At 64.3% G+C, this 16,418-nt stretch carries 18 protein-coding genes; 5 read left to right on the top strand and 13 right to left on the bottom strand.

Annotation, left to right across the window (positions count from 1 at the left end; translation table 11 throughout):
• The first annotated feature begins 263 nt into the window (after positions 1-263).
• The 3 genes from Q8M85_RS00610 to Q8M85_RS00620 all read left to right on the top strand — a co-directional run bounded on the left by Q8M85_RS00610 (position 264) and on the right by Q8M85_RS00620 (position 2,396).
• On the top strand, positions 264-1,442 hold the full coding sequence (locus tag Q8M85_RS00610; RefSeq protein ID WP_305539023.1) for an NAD(P)/FAD-dependent oxidoreductase: 1,179 nt from the start codon (positions 264-266) through the stop codon (positions 1,440-1,442).
• Positions 1,443-1,550: 108 nt separating this feature from the next.
• Complete coding sequence (locus tag Q8M85_RS00615; RefSeq protein ID WP_305539025.1) at positions 1,551-1,919, top strand: DUF2237 family protein; 369 nt, start codon at positions 1,551-1,553, stop codon at positions 1,917-1,919.
• Between the two features lie 84 nt (positions 1,920-2,003).
• On the top strand, positions 2,004-2,396 hold the full coding sequence (locus tag Q8M85_RS00620; protein ID WP_305539026.1) for a group III truncated hemoglobin: 393 nt from the start codon (positions 2,004-2,006) through the stop codon (positions 2,394-2,396).
• Here Q8M85_RS00620 and Q8M85_RS00625 read toward each other — a convergent pair.
• The 11 genes from Q8M85_RS00625 to Q8M85_RS00675 all read right to left on the bottom strand — a co-directional run bounded on the left by Q8M85_RS00625 (position 2,385) and on the right by Q8M85_RS00675 (position 10,775).
• A complete protein-coding gene (locus tag Q8M85_RS00625; RefSeq protein ID WP_305539028.1) occupies positions 2,385-2,921 on the bottom strand; it encodes a LuxR family transcriptional regulator in 537 nt (178 codons plus the stop codon). The two genes, Q8M85_RS00620 and Q8M85_RS00625, sit on opposite strands and share 12 nt — an antisense overlap.
• Positions 2,922-2,954: 33 nt before the next feature.
• Positions 2,955-3,344, bottom strand: coding sequence for a hypothetical protein (locus Q8M85_RS00630; protein WP_305539030.1), 390 nt, complete (start codon positions 3,342-3,344; stop codon positions 2,955-2,957).
• 88 nt (positions 3,345-3,432) lie between these two features.
• Positions 3,433-3,867: a PepSY domain-containing protein gene (locus Q8M85_RS00635; protein WP_305539032.1), complete on the bottom strand. Its 435-nt coding sequence runs from the start codon at positions 3,865-3,867 to the stop codon at positions 3,433-3,435.
• 297 nt (positions 3,868-4,164) lie between these two features.
• A complete protein-coding gene (gene trpB, locus Q8M85_RS00640; protein WP_305539034.1) occupies positions 4,165-5,397 on the bottom strand; it encodes a tryptophan synthase subunit beta in 1,233 nt (410 codons plus the stop codon).
• A 49-nt stretch (positions 5,398-5,446) separates the two neighbouring features.
• A complete protein-coding gene (locus Q8M85_RS00645; protein WP_305539036.1) occupies positions 5,447-5,890 on the bottom strand; it encodes a GNAT family N-acetyltransferase in 444 nt (147 codons plus the stop codon).
• Positions 5,887-6,552 (bottom strand): phosphoribosylanthranilate isomerase, encoded by a 666-nt coding sequence (locus Q8M85_RS00650; RefSeq protein ID WP_305539038.1) that lies wholly within the window; start codon positions 6,550-6,552, stop codon positions 5,887-5,889. Before Q8M85_RS00650 ends, Q8M85_RS00645 begins: the two co-directional genes overlap by 4 nt.
• 1 nt (position 6,553) lies before the next feature.
• Positions 6,554-6,907: a LapA family protein gene (locus Q8M85_RS00655; RefSeq protein WP_305539040.1), complete on the bottom strand. Its 354-nt coding sequence runs from the start codon at positions 6,905-6,907 to the stop codon at positions 6,554-6,556.
• Positions 6,908-6,976: 69 nt separating this feature from the next.
• Positions 6,977-7,258, bottom strand: a complete 282-nt coding sequence (gene ihfB, locus Q8M85_RS00660; RefSeq protein WP_294983597.1) for an integration host factor subunit beta — start codon at positions 7,256-7,258, stop codon at positions 6,977-6,979.
• A 178-nt stretch (positions 7,259-7,436) separates the two neighbouring features.
• A complete protein-coding gene (gene rpsA, locus Q8M85_RS00665; protein WP_305539044.1) occupies positions 7,437-9,116 on the bottom strand; it encodes a 30S ribosomal protein S1 in 1,680 nt (559 codons plus the stop codon).
• 172 nt (positions 9,117-9,288) lie between these two features.
• Positions 9,289-10,146 (bottom strand): YihY/virulence factor BrkB family protein, encoded by an 858-nt coding sequence (locus tag Q8M85_RS00670; protein WP_305539046.1) that lies wholly within the window; start codon positions 10,144-10,146, stop codon positions 9,289-9,291.
• Between the two features lie 38 nt (positions 10,147-10,184).
• A complete protein-coding gene (locus tag Q8M85_RS00675; protein WP_305539048.1) occupies positions 10,185-10,775 on the bottom strand; it encodes a d(CMP) kinase in 591 nt (196 codons plus the stop codon).
• Between the two features lie 357 nt (positions 10,776-11,132).
• Between Q8M85_RS00675 and Q8M85_RS00680 the strand changes: the two genes are divergently transcribed.
• A complete protein-coding gene (locus Q8M85_RS00680; RefSeq protein ID WP_103258321.1) occupies positions 11,133-11,339 on the top strand; it encodes a cold-shock protein in 207 nt (68 codons plus the stop codon).
• 51 nt (positions 11,340-11,390) lie between these two features.
• On the opposite strand, the gene Q8M85_RS00685 is transcribed toward Q8M85_RS00680, so the two are convergent.
• A complete protein-coding gene (locus Q8M85_RS00685; RefSeq protein ID WP_305539053.1) occupies positions 11,391-11,822 on the bottom strand; it encodes a hypothetical protein in 432 nt (143 codons plus the stop codon).
• Between the two features lie 280 nt (positions 11,823-12,102).
• On the opposite strand from Q8M85_RS00685, the gene Q8M85_RS00690 reads away from it, so the two are divergent.
• Positions 12,103-12,831, top strand: coding sequence for a class II aldolase and adducin N-terminal domain-containing protein (locus tag Q8M85_RS00690; protein ID WP_305539055.1), 729 nt, complete (start codon positions 12,103-12,105; stop codon positions 12,829-12,831).
• Here Q8M85_RS00690 and Q8M85_RS00695 read toward each other — a convergent pair.
• Positions 12,828-16,400, bottom strand: coding sequence for a hydantoinase B/oxoprolinase family protein (locus tag Q8M85_RS00695; RefSeq protein ID WP_305539057.1), 3,573 nt, complete (start codon positions 16,398-16,400; stop codon positions 12,828-12,830). The genes Q8M85_RS00690 and Q8M85_RS00695 overlap by 4 nt on opposite strands.
• Positions 16,401-16,418 lie beyond the last annotated feature (18 nt).

Genomic DNA, 16,418 nt, shown 5'->3' on the forward strand with positions numbered 1-16,418 from the left:
AGCCCGCCGGGCAAGTAATTCGCGACCGAACGACCCACCACATCTGCATGATCGGCCTTATAGACAAAGCCCCGACAGGGGTCCAGCCCGCCCCAATCCCTTTCACGTTTGCCCAAGTATCCCTGCCAGAGGCCGACCGAGGAGGAGGCGAAGCCCGACGACGAGACAGAAGACTTGCGCGTCAGCGCTCAATTTGAAAACCGTCCAGCCACGCGACATCGCTACCCTTGCGAAAGCCGCAATCGCCTGCCACCGATGCACGCATGACCTACCGCATCGCCATCACCGGGGCCGGGATGGGTGGCCTCGCAGCCGCCGCGCTCCTTGCGCAGGACGGCCACGCTGTCACCCTTTTCGAACGCTTCCCCGCAGCAAGGCCCCTCGGCTCCGGCCTCGTCGTCCAGCCCGTCGGCCTTGCCGTGCTTGACGCCCTCGGAGCCGGAAACGAAGCCCGCAGTCTTGGAGCGTCCCTGACCCGGATGCTCGGCCACTCTGGCCCCCGCATCGCGCTTGACGTCTCCTACCGTCCAGGCCAGCCCGGCCTTGCGATGCACCGCGCGGCGCTTTTCCATTGCCTCTGGCAGGCAGCCACCCGCGCCGGGGTCAGCCCCAAGACCGGACACACCGCCACCGGCACCCGCGAAACCTCGACCGGCATCGATCTGATCACCGACCGGGGCAGCCACGGACCCTTCGACCTGATCATCGACGCCGCAGGCGCAGGCTCTTCGCTGTCGCCCCTCACGTCCAGACCCCTGCCGTTCGGAGCCGTCTGGGCTCATGTCCCCTGGCCCGACACCGACCTGCCCGGCAACGAACTGCGCCAGCGCTACCACCGCGCCTCGCGCATGGCCGGCATCCTCCCCATTGGCCGGTTGCCCAAAGACCCCACCCCCAGGGCTGCCGTCTTCTGGTCACTTCCCACCGCCGACCTTGACGCCTGGCCGACCCGAGATCTGGACGACTGGAAAACCGAAGTCACAAGCTTCTGGCCCGCCCTGTCCCCCTTCCTGACCCACATCACCGAAAAAGACCAACTCACCCCCGCCCGTTACAGCCACGGGACACTTGCCACGTCTTGCAGCCAGCGTCTCATCCACATCGGCGACGCTGCCCACCGCGCCAGCCCCCAGCTGGGCCAGGGCGCCAACATGGCGCTTCTTGACGCGCAGGCGCTGGCCCTTGCCCTTCGCCTGCCGCTGGAGGACGCTCTGCCCGCCTATCGCCAATCCCGCCGCTGGCACCTCGGCCTCTATCAGGCGCTCTCCGCCGCCTTTACCCCGCAATACCAGTCCCACAGCCGCGCTTTGCCCGCCTTGCGTGACCTTATCCTGTCGCCGCTTTCGCGCCTCTGGCCGCTGCCTGGCATCCTCTCTGCCCTGGTCTCGGGCGACCTGATCCCGCCCATCGCGGGCCATGCCTGGGGCGCGCAGGACAGGTAAACACTTCCTGAACGCCCAGGTCCAACCATTTGAATTCATTGAATCCAAGGCCTGCGTCCTGCGTGGACAAGGCTGGACAGCCCGCCCCCGACCTGCCATCGTGAGCCCATGAAACTCCCATCCCTCAACGTCCTGGGGCAGGATCTGCAGCCCTGCTCCACTGATCCCGTTACCGGCTTTTTCCGTGACGGCTGCTGCAACACCGGCCCGATGGACCGCGGCCTCCATACCGTCTGCGCCCTGATGACGGCCGAGTTCCTGGCCCTGTCCAAATACCTCGGTAACGACCTCTCCACTCCCCGGCCCGAGTACGGCTTCCAGGGCCTCAAGCCCGGCGACCAGTGGTGCCTCTGCGCCGCCCGTTTCCTTCAGGCACACGAGGAAGGCGCCGCCCCCAAGGTCCGCCTTGCGGCGACACACCAGGCAACCCTGGCCCTTGTCCCCCTTGATGTGCTGCGGCAATACGCCACCGACTGACCCGCTGCCCTCCGGTGGACTTCCTTCGCTGACCGCGCGACACCGGCGAGGGGCGTATGAAAGTCGCGACGACGAGCGAACCCCATGACCCCGCCTCGATTCGACGTCACCGAAGACCAGATCGCCCGTGTGGTGGCCACGTTCTATGCCTGCGTCCGCGACCATCCCGGCCTTGGCCCGGTCTTCGCCTCTCACGTCGCCGACTGGCCCGCACACGAGGCGAAGATCACCCGGTTCTGGCGGAACGCAATCCTGCACGAACGCAGCTACGACGGGAACCCGCTGGCCGTCCACCGCGCCGCGGGGAATGTGCGGCTGGGAATGTTCGAGGTCTGGCTCGGCCTGTTCGACTCGGTCCTTCGGCTTGAACTCCCACCCGATACGGCTGCAGCCTGGTCGGCTCTCGCCCATCGGATCGGGCGTGGGCTCATGTTCGGGATGCAGGGGGAAAAGGGCGCGCCGCCCTCACTTCGCTGAGATCATTGCCGAGGCGGGGGGGGCAGGCATCGGTCGGACCGCCCCGTCGTCGCGCATCAGGTCCTCGATGAACAGCGACAGAAGCTGCGACCGCCCGCTGACCCCGGCCTTGCGGTAGATCGCGTTGGTCTGCGCCTTGACGGTGCCCTCGGACGTCGCGCGCAGGGTCGCGATCTCGGCAGTCGACATGCCCTTGATTGCAAACAGCGCCACGTCCTTTTCCGATGGCGTCAGCCCCCATTCCGCGAACCGCTCCTGCAGAAGGTCCATGAACGCCCCCGAGGCGCGCCGAAGCTGCTCCTCGGCCGTGTGCCGATCCCGAAGCGCCCGCCGCAGCATGAAGCCGCCCAGGACCACGCCCAGGATCAGCCCAACTGCGGCACCGATCTCCAGAAGCTCGCGCATCTCCCAGCTGATCGGAGCGGTCTGAAACCCGAAGAAGGACGACAGGATGTCGGATACGAAAAAGAAGGCACAAAGCGCCTGGATCACGAAGATCGCAATGAAGGGGGCGGCGCGCCTCACGCGGACGCCCAAGCCGGGTGCCCGGACACAGGGTCAGTCGTCATCATCGTCGCCGTCATCATCATCATCATCATCGTCATCATCGTCATCATCGTCGTCATCATCGTCGTCATCGTCATCGTCCGACCTGCCTGACCTGGAACGATCTTCGATGATCCCGACCTGACGCTTGCCGCCGGACTTCGATGTCCAGAGATCGCGCAGGATCTCGCCGGTGCGCGGGTTGACGATAATCTCTCGCACGCCGTCATGGCGCGACGCGATGATCCGCACGCGGCCAAGCAGGGTGCGTTCAGTGACGACCGATCGGAAGCCCTGCCGCTTCAGCTGCGCGATGATGTCGTCCACAACGCCCTGAGCCAGCGCCGGCCCTGCTACCGCAGCCCCTGCCACCAGCCCGATAAGAAACGCTCTGCGTTTCATGTTCTACCCCACCCGAGTTCAGGCCGACTATGCGACATGGGTCTGGCCCCGGCAAGACCGGGGCCAGACCACAGGTCAGTGTGCGACCTCAGTTGTCGTCATCGTCATCATCATCGTCATCGTCGTCGTCATCGTCGTCGTCATCGTCATCATCGTCATCATCGTCATCATCATCGTCGTGATCCGGCCCGTGATCATCGTCGTCGTCGTCGTCGCCGTCCTCGAAGTCCTTCTTTACGGTCTTCACATCCTTGCCGGTGCGGCCAGCGTCATCGCTGTCCGCCGCCTCGTTTTCCTGCTTGATGATCTTGCCAGTGGCATTGTCATAGATGACCTCGATCTTGCGGCCGTCCTTGATCGCCTCGACCTTGGTCTGGGTCGGGCCGATCTTCACCTCGACGAACGTGTAGCCTTCGGCCAGGTAGTCATCGGCCAGCTTCATGCCATCGATCGCGGCGAAGGCGGCGCCGGCCGAGAGGGCGAGCGCGGCGGTATAGGTCAGGAGCTTGGTTCTCAGCTTCATCAGGTGATCTCCTCGGGTTGCGGGTCCAGCTCGTCCAGGGGCCGCATGACCACCGTCGAGAGCATGAGAGGAGAAAGCCGTATCCACGCCAAGCTTACCATTGCACGGCGGTTTAGGGGATGGGACCTAGTCCAACGGTTTGCGGCAATAAACCCAGGTTTATGCCAAAAGCCTGACAAAACCGGCCCGATCCGCCTTGCAGGGGAAAAGCACAACACGGGCAGCCCTGACTCGTGGAAATGGAAAAGACCCGCAGCGGGGTGCCACGGGCCTTTATCGGTCAAAAGTTTAGGGGGGTCAGACCTTCATCTGAAAGCCAAGGTGCTTGGCGACGGTGAAGATGTCCTTGTCGCCCCGACCGCACATGTTCATCACGATGATCTGGTCCTCCGGCAGGGTCGGGGCCAGCTTCATCACTTGGGCGAGGGCGTGGCTCGGCTCCAGCGCCGGGATGATTCCCTCCAGGCGGCAGCACAGCTGGAACGCCTCCAGCGCCTCGGCATCGGTGATGGAAACATATTCGGCGCGGCCCACATCGTGCAGCCAGGAATGTTCCGGCCCGATCCCGGGATAGTCGAGGCCCGCGCTGATCGAAAAGCCCTCCAGGATCTGCCCGTCCGCGTCCTGCAACAGATAGGTCCGGTTGCCATGCAGCACACCGGGCCGCCCGCCAGTCAGGCTGGCGCAATGCTCCATCCGGTCGTCGACGCCCTTGCCGCCCGCTTCGACACCCACGATCCGCACCGACTTGTCGTCGAGGAACGGGTAGAACAGCCCCATCGCATTCGACCCGCCGCCGATGGCCGCGACCAGCACGTCGGGCAGGCGACCTTCGCCCTCCTGCTCGGCCAGCTGCCAGCGGACCTCCTTGCCGATGATCGACTGGAAGTCGCGCACCATTGCCGGATAGGGGTGCGGCCCCGCAACCGTGCCGATGCAGTAGAAGGTGTCGCGCACGTTGGTCACCCAGTCGCGCAGCGCGTCGTTCATCGCGTCCTTCAGCGTGCCACGACCGGAGGTGACCGGAATGACCTCGGCCCCCAAGAGCTTCATGCGGAACACGTTCGGCGCCTGGCGTTCGACGTCATGCGCGCCCATGTAGACCACGCATTGCAGCCCGAACTTGGCACAGACCGTTGCCGTCGCCACGCCATGCTGGCCAGCACCCGTTTCCGCGATAATCCGGGTCTTGCCCATCCGCCGCGCCAGGATGATCTGGCCCAGCACGTTGTTGATCTTGTGCGCGCCGGTGTGGTTCAGCTCGTCGCGCTTCATGTAGACCTTGGCACCGCCCAGGTGTTCGGTCAGACGCGGCGCGAAATACAGCGGCGAGGGTCGGCCGACGTAGTGCTTCCAAAGATCGTCCATCTCGGCCCAGAATGTCGGGTCGGTCTTGGCGAAGTTGTAGCGCTCTTCCAGCTCCAGGATCAGCGGCATCAGCGTCTCGCTGACGAACCGCCCGCCGAACAGGCCGAAGCGCCCCTGCTCGTCCGGCCCCGTCATGAAGCTGTTCAACCCGTCCTCGGCCATCGCGCACCCCCTTGTTTGATAGTGCATCTAGCGCCCTATGCGGGCGGCGTCAAAGTGGCTTCTTCATCCCCAGGTGCGAAGCCAGATAGCCCAGCCGCTCATAAAACCGATGGGCTTCTTCGCGGCTGCGGTCGGTGGTCAGCTGGATGATGGTGCAGTCCGCCGCCCTGGCCCGCGTCTCGCACTCTGCCATCAGCTTAGCGCCGATGCCCTGAGACCGCAGATCCGCCGCGACGCGCACCGCCTCGACCAGCGCCCGGCGATTGCCACCACGCGACAGGCCCGCAAGGATGGTCAACTGGCAGCAGGCGATGATGCGGCCATCGGCCTCACCCACGATCAACTGGTGCATGGGGTTGGCCACAATGTCGTCATAGGCGGCAAGGTAAGCGTCAGAGGCTGCCTGCTCACGGTCCTTGCCCAGCGTATCGTCTGCCAGTAGTCCGACAATCGCAGTCACATCGTCACGGGTGGCATCGCGGAAACGGATCATCGCAGGATCGGCACGCCGGCTTTCACGCCCTGCGCCGCTTCGACGAAAGCTGCGATCTTCGCGGCATCCTTGACCCCCGGCGCGCTTTCGACGCCGCTTGCCACGTCGACCTGCCGCGCGCCGGTCAACCGGACCGCCTGCGCCACATTGTCCGGGGTCAGCCCGCCCGCCAGCATCCACGGCTTCAACCACTTGCGCCCGACCAGAAGCCGCCAGTCGAAGGTCAGCCCATTGCCGCCTGGCAGGACCGCGCCCTTCGGGGCCTTGGCATCGACCAGGATCTGATCCGACACCAGCTGATAATCCAGGAGATCCGCCAGGTCCGCCTCAGTTGCCACGCCGATCACCTTCATCACCGGCAGGCCATAGCGCGCCTTGATCTCGGCGACGCGCGCGGGCGTCTCGTGACCGTGCAGCTGCAACATATCCAGCGGCACTTTGGCCAGGATGGACTCCAGCAAGGCGTCATCGGCATCGACGACCAGCGCCACCTTGCACAGCCCGTCCGGGGCCTCCAGCGCCAGAGACCGCGCCTCGGCGGGCGTCACATAGCGCGGCGATTTCGGGAAGAAGTTGAACCCCGCATAGGCCGCGCCGGACCTGGCCACGGCAGCCACATCCCCGGCAGTCCGAAGTCCGCAGATCTTGACGCGCACATCCATCTCAGGGCTTTTCCAGCAACGCCAGAACCTCATCCTTCGGCGGGACCGAAGTCGCATCCTTCAGCACTGCCAGCTCCCGCTCCAGCCGCGCGACCTCGCGGGATTTCTGGCTGGCGGTGGCACGGTGGCCATGTTCACGAAACCATTCCCAGACAAAGCCGATGAGAACACCCGCGATGATCCCGCCGAAGATGATCAGGAACAGCGGCAGCTCCATCGCCCAGGTCAGCCTGGTCAGCGCCGCCAGATCCTCGGGCAAAAGCCGCACCGGCACTACGGCGCGATTGGCCAGCGCCACCGTCAGCAAGAACAGCCCCAGCAGGGCCAGAAGGATCAGTCTCAGGTAGCGGATCATTTGCTTCGGTGCCCCAGGCTTCCGAACCAATATCGACCCGATCCGGGTCGGGTGCAAGGCAAAGGGGGGTTACTTGCCGTTCAGCCGGTCGCGCAGAAGCTTGCCGGTCTTGAAGAAGGGAACCTTCTTGTCGTCGACCTTCACCGCCTCGCCCGTCCGGGGGTTGCGGCCCACGCGGGCGTCGCGCGCCTTGACCGAGAAGGCCCCGAAGCCGCGCAGTTCGACCCGGTCGCCCTTGGCCAAGGCTTCGATGATTTCCTCGAAGACGGTGTTCACGATCCGCTCGACGTGCCGCTGCGTCAAATGCGGGTTCTCATCCGCGATCTTCTGGATCAGTTCCGAACGGATCATCCGTAGTCCCCCCCTGTGGTTCGGTCGCTGGCAGGCGGCCGCCACGATGTTGTATTCGCGAGACTATAGCGGCAGGATTTGAATTCAAGCAAACAAAAACCGGGACTTGGCCCAAACGAAAAGGCCCCGCTTGTAGCGGGGCCTTTCCATTCAATCGCAGGTTCAGTGACCTGACGGCTTAGCTGCGGTCCTTGAGGGCCGCACCCAGGATGTCGCCCAGCGACGCGCCCGAATCGGACGAGCCATACTGTTCGACGGCTTCCTTCTCTTCGGCGATCTCGCGCGCCTTGATCGACAGGCCCAGCTTGCGGGTCTTCGGGTCGATGTTGGTCACGCGGACGTCGACACTGTCGCCCACCTGGAAGCGCTCGGGGCGCTGGTCGGCACGGTCGCGGGCCAGGTCCGAACGGCGGATGAACGACTTGGCGCCGTTGTATTCGACCTCGATCCCGCCGTCCTCGATGGCGGTCACGGCCACGGTGATCACCGCGCCCCGCTTCACGCCATCAACGGCATCGGTGAAGGTGTCGTCGCCCAGAGCCTTGACGGAAAGCGAGATGCGTTCCTTCTCGACATCCACTTCGGTGACAGCGGCCTGAACCGTGTCGCCCTTGCGGTAGTTCTGGATCGCTTCTTCGCCGCGCTGGTCCCAGGACAGGTCCGAAAGGTGGACCATGCCGTCGATGTCGTTGTCGAGGCCGACGAACAGACCGAATTCGGTGATGTTCTTGACTTCGCCTTCGATCGACGAACCGACCGGGTGAGTCTCCGCAAAGACTTCCCACGGGTTGCGCTGCGTCTGCTTCAGGCCCAGCGAAACGCGACGCTTGGCGCTGTCGATTTCCAGGACCATGACGTCAACCTCTTGCGAGGTCGAAACGATCTTGCCGGGGTGCACGTTCTTCTTGGTCCAGGACATTTCCGAGACGTGAACCAGACCTTCAACACCGGCTTCCAGTTCCACGAAGGCGCCGTAGTCGGTGATGTTGGTGACGCGGCCTTTGTGGACCGTGCCGATGGCATACATCTTCTCGACGGCATCCCACGGATCGGACTGGAGCTGCTTCATGCCCAGGCTGATACGGTGGGTTTCCTTGTTGATCTTGATGACCTGCACTTTGACAGTCTCACCAATGGCAAGGATTTCCGACGGATGGTTGACGCGGCGCCAGGCCATGTCGGTGACGTGCAGCAGGCCGTCAACGCCGCCAAGGTCAACAAACGCACCGTATTCGGTGATGTTCTTGACCACGCCGTCGACGACTTGACCCTCAGTGAGGTTGCCGATGACTTCGGCGCGCTGTTCGGCGCGGCTTTCTTCCAGGATCGCACGGCGCGAGACAACGATGTTGCCGCGACGACGGTCCATCTTCAGGATCTGGAACGGCTGCTTCATGCCCATCAGCGGGCCAGCGTCACGCACCGGGCGGACGTCAACCTGGCTACCCGGCAGGAAGGCAACGGCGCCACCAAGGTCGACCGTGAAGCCGCCCTTGACCCGACCGAAGATCGCGCCATCGACGCGCTGCTCGGCGGCATAGGCTTTTTCCAGACGGTCCCAGGCTTCCTCGCGGCGGGCCTTTTCACGGCTGATCTGGGCTTCGCCACGAGCGTTCTCGACGCGGTCCAGATAGACTTCCACAGTGTCGCCAACATTGATGTTGGGCTGCTCACCGGGGTTGGCGAATTCTTTCAGGTCGATGCGGCCTTCCATCTTGTAGCCGACATCGATGATGGCCTGGCCCGCCTCGATGGCGATCACGCGGCCTTTGACGACAGTTCCCTCTTCGGGGGTGTCGATCTCGAAGCTTTCCTTCAACAGGGCTTCGAAGTCTTCCATGGTTGCTTTAGCGCACATATAGATCAGTTTCCTTTTCACGTCATTTCACAGGCCATGCGGTTGGCTCCGCCGGTCTTGACCTCAACGAAAAAACGCTGCCGTCCGGGAAACCGGCTGGCGTGAGTCCTTTCAGGATGGGCGGCCTATAATCCCATCGCCCGCATGAGGCAAGGAAAACCGGGGCGCGCGCCTAGACGGCAGGCACCGAACCGCCACGCCGAACGGTGCGCCGGTCCAGCTCGGCGTTGATCTCGGCGCCCAGAAGGACCATCACCGTCGAGAGCCAGATCCACAGCATCAGCACCACCACCGCAGCCAGAGAGCCATAGGTCTCGTCGTAGCTGCCGAAGTTGCTGACATACCACGCCAGGCCAGCCGAGGCCGCGATCAGCCCGACCGTGGCCACCACAGCGCCCGGAGTGATCCAGGCCCACTCGGGTTCGGGCCAGTCGGGGCCCCAGTAGTAGATCGCCGCAAGCACGGCCAGAAGCAGCACCAGGATGACGGGCCAGCGCAGGGCCAGGATCAGGGTCTCGCCCACCGGACCCAGCTGATTGACCAGGAAGGGCAGCGCCGCGACCAGGACGCCCAGAACGATCACCAGTCCGATTCCCGCCAGCGTGAAGCCCAGCGACACCAGGTTCAGCCGGACAAAACCTCGGGTCTCCTTGACATCATAGGCTATCCCCAGCGCCTCGATCAGCGCCTTCGTCCCGCCGTTCGCCGACCACAGCGCGATCATCAGCGCAATCAGCGCCGTCAGCGACAGCGTGTCATTCGCAGTCCCCGAGATCCGCTCGGCCTGCGCAGTGATCAAGGAGGCCGCCTCCGCGGGCATCAGACGGGTGACGGGGGCCAGCAGGCCCGGCACCTCGGCGGGCGACAGCACCAGACCGAAGACCGAGATCAGCGCCGTGATCGCCGGGACGACGGCCAGAATGGCATAGAAGGTCACTCCCGCCGCGACGGCCAGTACGCGGTCGCGGTCGACCTCCTCTTTCAGGGCGCGCAGAAAATCCCGAAGGTCGGCGAAGGATCGGATCGGCATTTGGCAGGCTCCTTTGCAAGGAAACCCGCAAGAGTGGTTCAAGTTCCGGCCAGACGCGCTGCCACCACTGCAACGGCAGCCGCCACCGCGTCGTCGATGCCCATCGCGCTGGTGTCGATCAGCACGGCATCCTCGGCCGGGCGCAGCGGAGCATCGGCCCGCCCCATGTCGCGCGCATCGCGTTCCTTCACCTCGGCCAGCACGCGCGATTCGTCACCACCGATCTCCAGCCAGCGCCGATGCGCGCGGACTTCGGGACTGGCGGTGACGTAGAGCTTCACCTCGGCTTCGGGACAGATCACCGTGCCGATATCGCGCCCGTCCAGCACCGCGCCGCCGTCGGCCCGGGCAAACCGACGCTGAAAATCGACCAGGGCCGCCCGCACCTCGGGCAGAACCGCGACCCGGCTCGCTGCCTGCCCCGCCTCCAGCGTGCGCAGGTCGTCCCGGTCCAGGTCTTCGGGCGTCAGATGCCGCGCGGATTGGGCCGGGTCGCCGCCCTTTACCCCCACGGCCCGATACAGCAGCCCGGTGTCCAGATGCCGGAACCCGAAGCGCCCGGCCACAGCCCGGCTGATCGTGCCCTTGCCCGCCGCTGCCGGCCCGTCGATTGCCACTGTGAAGATCATCACCTTGCCCCTGCGCCCGCCCCGGGATGCAGGGGTCGATTAGGGGGAAAAGCGCAGGCCGTGAAGCGCTTTTTGCGCATGGACCGGCCAGCCCGCGCCCGTAGGGTGGGCAATCTGCCCACCGCCCGTCGGATAGCACCGCCCCAACCCCTTGAAAAGGCTTGTCCGCAGCCTGCCGACACCAAGCTTTTTTACATGATTTTCGCTTGGAATCGCGATGCAACCTGCCTATCTTTCCTTCTGCGACGTTAACTTTTCGACCACTGTCTCCGACCATCGGCCACAGCAATCGACCACAAGCTGACGGGGCCAAGCCGCCGCATCCCGCGGGCGGGACGACAGACAGGAGAGTTCACGATGGCCAAGGGCACCGTGAAATGGTTCAACGAAACCAAGGGTTACGGTTTCATCGCGCCGGAAGGCGGCAAAAAGGATGTATTCGTCCACATCACCGCGCTGGAGCGTGCGGGTCTTCGCAGCCTGAAGGACGGCCAGCCGGTCACCTTCGACATCGAAGCCGGCCGTGACGGCCGCGAAAGCGCGACCAACCTGGCGCTGGCATAAGCCTCCGGGGGCGGTTTGTCGCCGCCCCCACCCGTCTTCAGTTCATCGTCTTCAGTTCATCGTCATCGTGGCCCGGTCGCGCAGCACGTGATCGAAACCGATGCGGAAGCTGGCGTCGGACACATCCTCGGGCAGGCAGACCGCAGTGCGGCGGCCCAGCGGATAGGCCGGCACGTCAAACTCACCGCTGATCAGCATCACCCGCATCTTTGCCGCGCCCGCGATCAGCGCGGCAACCGCACGCTCGGCCCCGGCAACGCCGCCGAAACCATCGCAGTCCATGACGAAGAGGTCATACCCGAACGGATCGTCCAGGATCGCGGCAACTGCCCCGTCCAGATCGTCCGTGACATCAACCAGGCTGCCAAAGTCAGCCAGACGACTTGCAGTACGGCCACTGGAGGCATCGCTAAGAAGCATAACCCGGACACCCAGGGTGTGCTGTCGAACCTGCTGGCGGCCGGTCTGAATGAAAGTCTGCACGTGCACTCCTCCACTACCTTCTGCCAATCTCGCTGAACAATGCGGAGAGCATTCGCCGGAATAAAGGAAACTTGCAGGAAAAACTACCGAACTGCGCCACATTCAAGCCAAGGTTGCCGACCCCAACCCCACATTCCACATTCAGGTTGCAAGACTCACCCCTTTGTAACGCGGAAGTACCCATTGCGGCCCTGTTAACCTAATCTGACGTGCATTGCAGCCCATGAATGGGTTCTTGCCTGATTCGCTGAAAGGCCTCTGTATGAATCATCACACGAACATGACTTTCCTGGACCTGCGCCAGGACCTTGCGGCCGCCTTTCGCTGGACAGCGCGCCTGGGTCTGCACGAAGCAGTGGCGAACCACTTCTCTCTCGCCGTAAACCCTGAGGGGAGCCGGTTCCTCATCAACCCGAACGGTCGCCACTTCAGCCGGATCACCGCCTCGTCCCTGGTCGAGATCGACGCCAACGACCCCAGCACAATGTCCCGCCCCGACGCACCAGACCCGACCGCCTGGGGTCTCCACGGGTCGATCCACCGCGCCCTGCCCCATGCGGCCTGCGTCATGCATGTCCATTCGATCCACGCGACGGTGCTTGCCAGCCTTGCCGATTCTCGCCTGCCTGCAATCGACCAGAACACTGCAATGTTCCATAACCGTCAGGTCATCGACGATCATTACGGCGGCATGGCCTTCGAAGAAGAGGGCGCCCGCTGCGCCCAGCTTCTGTCAGACCCGAAGATCACCACGATGATCATGGGCAACCACGGCGTCCTCGTCATCGGGCGCACGGTGGCCGAGACGTTCAACCGCCTCTACTACTTCGAGCGCGCTGCCGAGACCTACATCCGCGCCCTGCAGACCGGCCGCCCACTGCGGTTCCTGTCCGAGGAGGTCGCAGAAAAGACCGCACGCGAATGGGAAGCCTACCCCGGTTTCGCCGAAAACCACCTGCGTGAGTTGCGGGCGATCCTCGACGTCGAGGACTCGGGCTACGCCCATTAGGCGCCCCAGCCGCCTCCGCCCGGCGTCCGCATCTCGAAGACCGCGCCTGCGGGCAGGTCGCACTCGTCGTTGCCTTGCAGCCGTTCCGTCCGGCCGTCGGGCCAATGCACCCAGTTCTCGCCGACCGCCCCCGGCCCGCCGCCCTCGCCCCCGAACGGAGCAATCTTTCGGCTGCCGCACAGCGTGGTGACCGTCACCGGCGCCAGGAACCGCAACTTCCGCACCGCGCCGTCGCCTCCGTGCCACTTGCCCGTGCCCCCTGAACCGCGTCGGATACCGAACTGTTCCAGCCGCACCGGAAACCGCTTTTCCAGGATCTCCGGGTCGGTCATCCGCGTGTTTGTCATGTGACTTTGCACCGCGTCACACCCGTCAAAGCCAGGTCCGGCCCCGGTTCCGCCCGCGATGGTCTCGTAATTTTGAAACCGCTCATTCCCCCAGATGAAATTGTTCATCGTTCCCTGTGCCGCCGCCACTACCCCCAGCGCACCGTAAAGCGCGTTGCAGGCAGACTGGCTGACCTCGGTGTTGCCCGCAATCACCGCGGCCGGAGCCACCGGGTTCAGAAGCGTTCCCTCCGGCACGATGATTGTCAGCGGCTTCAGGCACCCCTCGTTCAGCGGGATCGCCTTTCCGACCAGGGTGCGGAACACATACAGCACCACCGCGCGCGTCACCGCCTGCGGCGCATTGTAATTGCCCTTGTGCTGGGCGCTTGTCCCCGTGAAATCGACAACAGCAGACCGGCTTACACGATCAACGGAAAGCTTAACATGAATAGTCGTTCCAATATCCATCGGATAAACGAACGTTCCGTCATGCAGATGGTCGATCACGGCTCGCACACATTCCTCGGCATTCTTCTGGACATGACTCATATATGCCGCGACCACCTCGGCCCCGTGCAAGGCGACGACCTGCTGCAACTCGCGCCGACCGGTCTCGTTCGCTGCAATCTGCGCCTTCAGGTCCGCCATGTTCTGACCAATCGACCGGCAGGGCCAGCGACCCGAACCGAGCAGCGCCCGCGTCTCGACTTCGCGAAGCGTGCCGCGCATGACCAGCGGGAAGAGGTCGATCACCACCCCTTCCTCCTCGATCGCCGTGCTGTCCGGGGGCGCAGAGCCCGGCGTCCGCCCACCGATATCTGCGTGATGCCCGCGCGAGCCCAACCAGAAAGCCGCTCTGCCACCTACGAAAACCGGAGTGATGACCGTCACATCCGGCAGATGAGTGCCCCCGTTCCAGGGCGAATTCAGCATCCAGGCATCGCCCTCTTGCGCCGTCTCGCCCACGGCGGCAATCACTGTCTTCACCGCATGCGACATCGACCCCAGATGCACCGGCACATGCGGTGCATTTGCCACCAGATCGCCGCCCGAGTCGAAGATCGCGCAAGAAAAATCCAGCCTTTCCTTTATGTTGACTGACCAGGCGGTGTTCGCCAGCGTCGCACCCATCTGGTCGGCCACCGACATGAACAGGTTGTTGAACACCTCCAGCAGCACCGGATCCGCCTCGGTTCCAGCCGCCGGTGGCCGCGCCACCACCTCGACCCGCCGCAGGATCAGATTCGCCTGCCCGTCCACGGTCGCCTCCCAACCCGGCTCGATCACAGTCGTCGCTGTGGCCTCGGCGATCACCGCCGGTCCGGCGATCCGTGTCAGTGTCCCGCAGTCTTCGCGGCGGTACAGCGGGACCTCATGCCACGACCCGTCGGTCCAGATCGTCAACTGCTCCACCGGCTTGCCTGCTGCGGCACCCGGAGCAAGATCAGGCAACTCCGCGCCACCGCCCTCGGCCTCGACCGCCAGCATCTCGAACAGCACCGCACGTTCCGGGGAAGCGAAACCGAACCGCGCTTGATGGGCCAATGTGAACATATGTTTCATTTCTTTCGCCGCGCTGAACGACACCGGCAGAGACTGGTGTTGGCCCTCATAGCGCAGGTAGGCGGTGCGGGTGATGATTGGCGCCGTGATCCCCTGATCCGCCAGTTCGCGGGCCGCTTCCGCCGCCAGGGCCTCAACTCTGGCCCCAGCCTCCGCATCGGCGGACAGCGGAGCATCGAACTGCGCTTCCCGCAGCTCACGCAGCTGCGCAAGCCCCATCCCGAACGCCGACAGCACCCCTGCCTGAGGATGGATGAAAACCGTTTTCATACCAAGCGCGTCCGCCACCCTGCAGGCATGTTGCCCACCGGCTCCGCCAAAGCATTGCAGCGCATACGTTGTCACATCATGCCCGCGCTGGACGCTTATCTTCTTGATTGCATTTGCCATATTGTCGATCGCGATACGCAGGAACCCTTCGGCAATTACCTCCGGCGGGTCCAACCGCCCAGTTCCTGCCGCAACCTCCTGTGCCAGAGCCGCAAATTGCTTCTGCACGACGTCTGCGTCCAGAGGCTGATCGCCCTCCGGCCCAAACACCGCCGGAAAATGCGCCGGGTGAAGCCGCCCCAGCATCACGTTGCAATCGGTGATCGTCAGGGGTCCGCCGCGCCGGTAGCTCGCCGGTCCGGGGTTTGCCCCGGCGCTTTCCGGTCCGACCTGAAACCTTCCGTCGCGGAACCGGCAAATCGACCCACCCCCTGCCGCTACAGTATGAATGTCCATCATCGGTGCCCGCATCCGCACGCCGGCAACTTCGGTCTCGAACGACCGTTCATAAACTCCGGCATAGTGACTTACGTCAGTCGAGGTGCCGCCCATATCGAAGCCGATCAAGCGGTCAAAGCCGGCGGCCTGCCCGGTCAGGACCATCCCGACGATGCCGCCAGCCGGACCCGACAGGATCGCGTCCTTCCCCTGGAAGCGTCCGGCTTCGGTCAGACCACCGTTTGACTGCATGAACAACAGCCGCCCCGTCGCCCGGCCCATATCAAGCGCGCCTTCCACTTGCGCCACATAGCGCCGCAGGATCGGCGAAAGGTAGGCATCCACCACCGTGGTATCCCCCCTCGGCACCAGCTTTGCCAGGCGCGATACCTGGTGTGAAAGGGAAATCTGTGTGAACCCGGCAGCCTTCGCCAGTTCCCCGACGCGCGCCTCGTGGACAGGGTTCAGATGCCCATGCATCAGCGCAACAGCCACCGCCGCGATGCCATCGGCCCTCGCAGTCCGCAGCGCCGCCATGACAGCCGCTTCGTCCAGGGGCCGCACCTCACCGCCCTCGGCGTCCAGTCGGCCCGGGATTTCAAACACACGTTCATAAAGCAGGTCCGGCCGCCGGATGTTCAGATCGAACAGCGCCGGACGTGCCTGCGTACCGATGCGCAGCAAGTCGCCGAAACCTTCGGTTATCAGCAATGCGACCCGCTCACCCTTCCGCTCGAGCAGGGCATTGGTCGCAACTGTCGTCCCCATCTTCACGGCCTCGACCGCGCCGTCCGGGATCGGCTCTTCGGCCTTCAGCCCCAGGCAATCCCGGATTCCCTGTACAGCCGCGTCGGGATAGCGTTCGGGGTTCTCGGAAAGAAGCTTCACCGTCACCAGCCGCCCATCGGGTAAGCGCCCGACCACGTCAGTGAAAGTTCCCCCCCGGTCGATCCAGAATTCCCATGCCATGCCGCACCTCCGCGCCCT

It is taken from the genome of Tabrizicola sp. (assembly GCF_030694085.1).
GTDB lineage: Bacteria > Pseudomonadota > Alphaproteobacteria > Rhodobacterales > Rhodobacteraceae > Tabrizicola.

What these genes read in the sequence shown, in the direction of transcription:
- Q8M85_RS00610 (WP_305539023.1), top strand. Translation starts at nt 264, where the DNA reads ATGACCTACCGCATCGCCATCACCGGGGCCGGGATGGGTGGCCTCGCA.
- Q8M85_RS00615 (WP_305539025.1), top strand. Translation starts at nt 1,551, where the DNA reads ATGAAACTCCCATCCCTCAACGTCCTGGGGCAGGATCTGCAGCCCTGC.
- Q8M85_RS00620 (WP_305539026.1), top strand. Translation starts at nt 2,004, where the DNA reads ATGACCCCGCCTCGATTCGACGTCACCGAAGACCAGATCGCCCGTGTG.
- Q8M85_RS00630 (WP_305539030.1), bottom strand. Translation starts at nt 3,344, where the DNA reads ATGAAACGCAGAGCGTTTCTTATCGGGCTGGTGGCAGGGGCTGCGGTA.
- Q8M85_RS00635 (WP_305539032.1), bottom strand. Translation starts at nt 3,867, where the DNA reads ATGAAGCTGAGAACCAAGCTCCTGACCTATACCGCCGCGCTCGCCCTC.
- trpB (WP_305539034.1), bottom strand. Translation starts at nt 5,397, where the DNA reads ATGGCCGAGGACGGGTTGAACAGCTTCATGACGGGGCCGGACGAGCAG.
- Q8M85_RS00645 (WP_305539036.1), bottom strand. Translation starts at nt 5,890, where the DNA reads ATGATCCGTTTCCGCGATGCCACCCGTGACGATGTGACTGCGATTGTC.
- Q8M85_RS00650 (WP_305539038.1), bottom strand. Translation starts at nt 6,552, where the DNA reads ATGGATGTGCGCGTCAAGATCTGCGGACTTCGGACTGCCGGGGATGTG.
- Q8M85_RS00655 (WP_305539040.1), bottom strand. Translation starts at nt 6,907, where the DNA reads ATGATCCGCTACCTGAGACTGATCCTTCTGGCCCTGCTGGGGCTGTTC.
- ihfB (WP_294983597.1), bottom strand. Translation starts at nt 7,258, where the DNA reads ATGATCCGTTCGGAACTGATCCAGAAGATCGCGGATGAGAACCCGCAT.
- rpsA (WP_305539044.1), bottom strand. Translation starts at nt 9,116, where the DNA reads ATGTGCGCTAAAGCAACCATGGAAGACTTCGAAGCCCTGTTGAAGGAA.
- Q8M85_RS00670 (WP_305539046.1), bottom strand. Translation starts at nt 10,146, where the DNA reads ATGCCGATCCGATCCTTCGCCGACCTTCGGGATTTTCTGCGCGCCCTG.
- Q8M85_RS00675 (WP_305539048.1), bottom strand. Translation starts at nt 10,775, where the DNA reads ATGATCTTCACAGTGGCAATCGACGGGCCGGCAGCGGCGGGCAAGGGC.
- Q8M85_RS00680 (WP_103258321.1), top strand. Translation starts at nt 11,133, where the DNA reads ATGGCCAAGGGCACCGTGAAATGGTTCAACGAAACCAAGGGTTACGGT.
- Q8M85_RS00690 (WP_305539055.1), top strand. Translation starts at nt 12,103, where the DNA reads ATGACTTTCCTGGACCTGCGCCAGGACCTTGCGGCCGCCTTTCGCTGG.
- Q8M85_RS00695 (WP_305539057.1), bottom strand. Translation starts at nt 16,400, where the DNA reads ATGGCATGGGAATTCTGGATCGACCGGGGGGGAACTTTCACTGACGTG.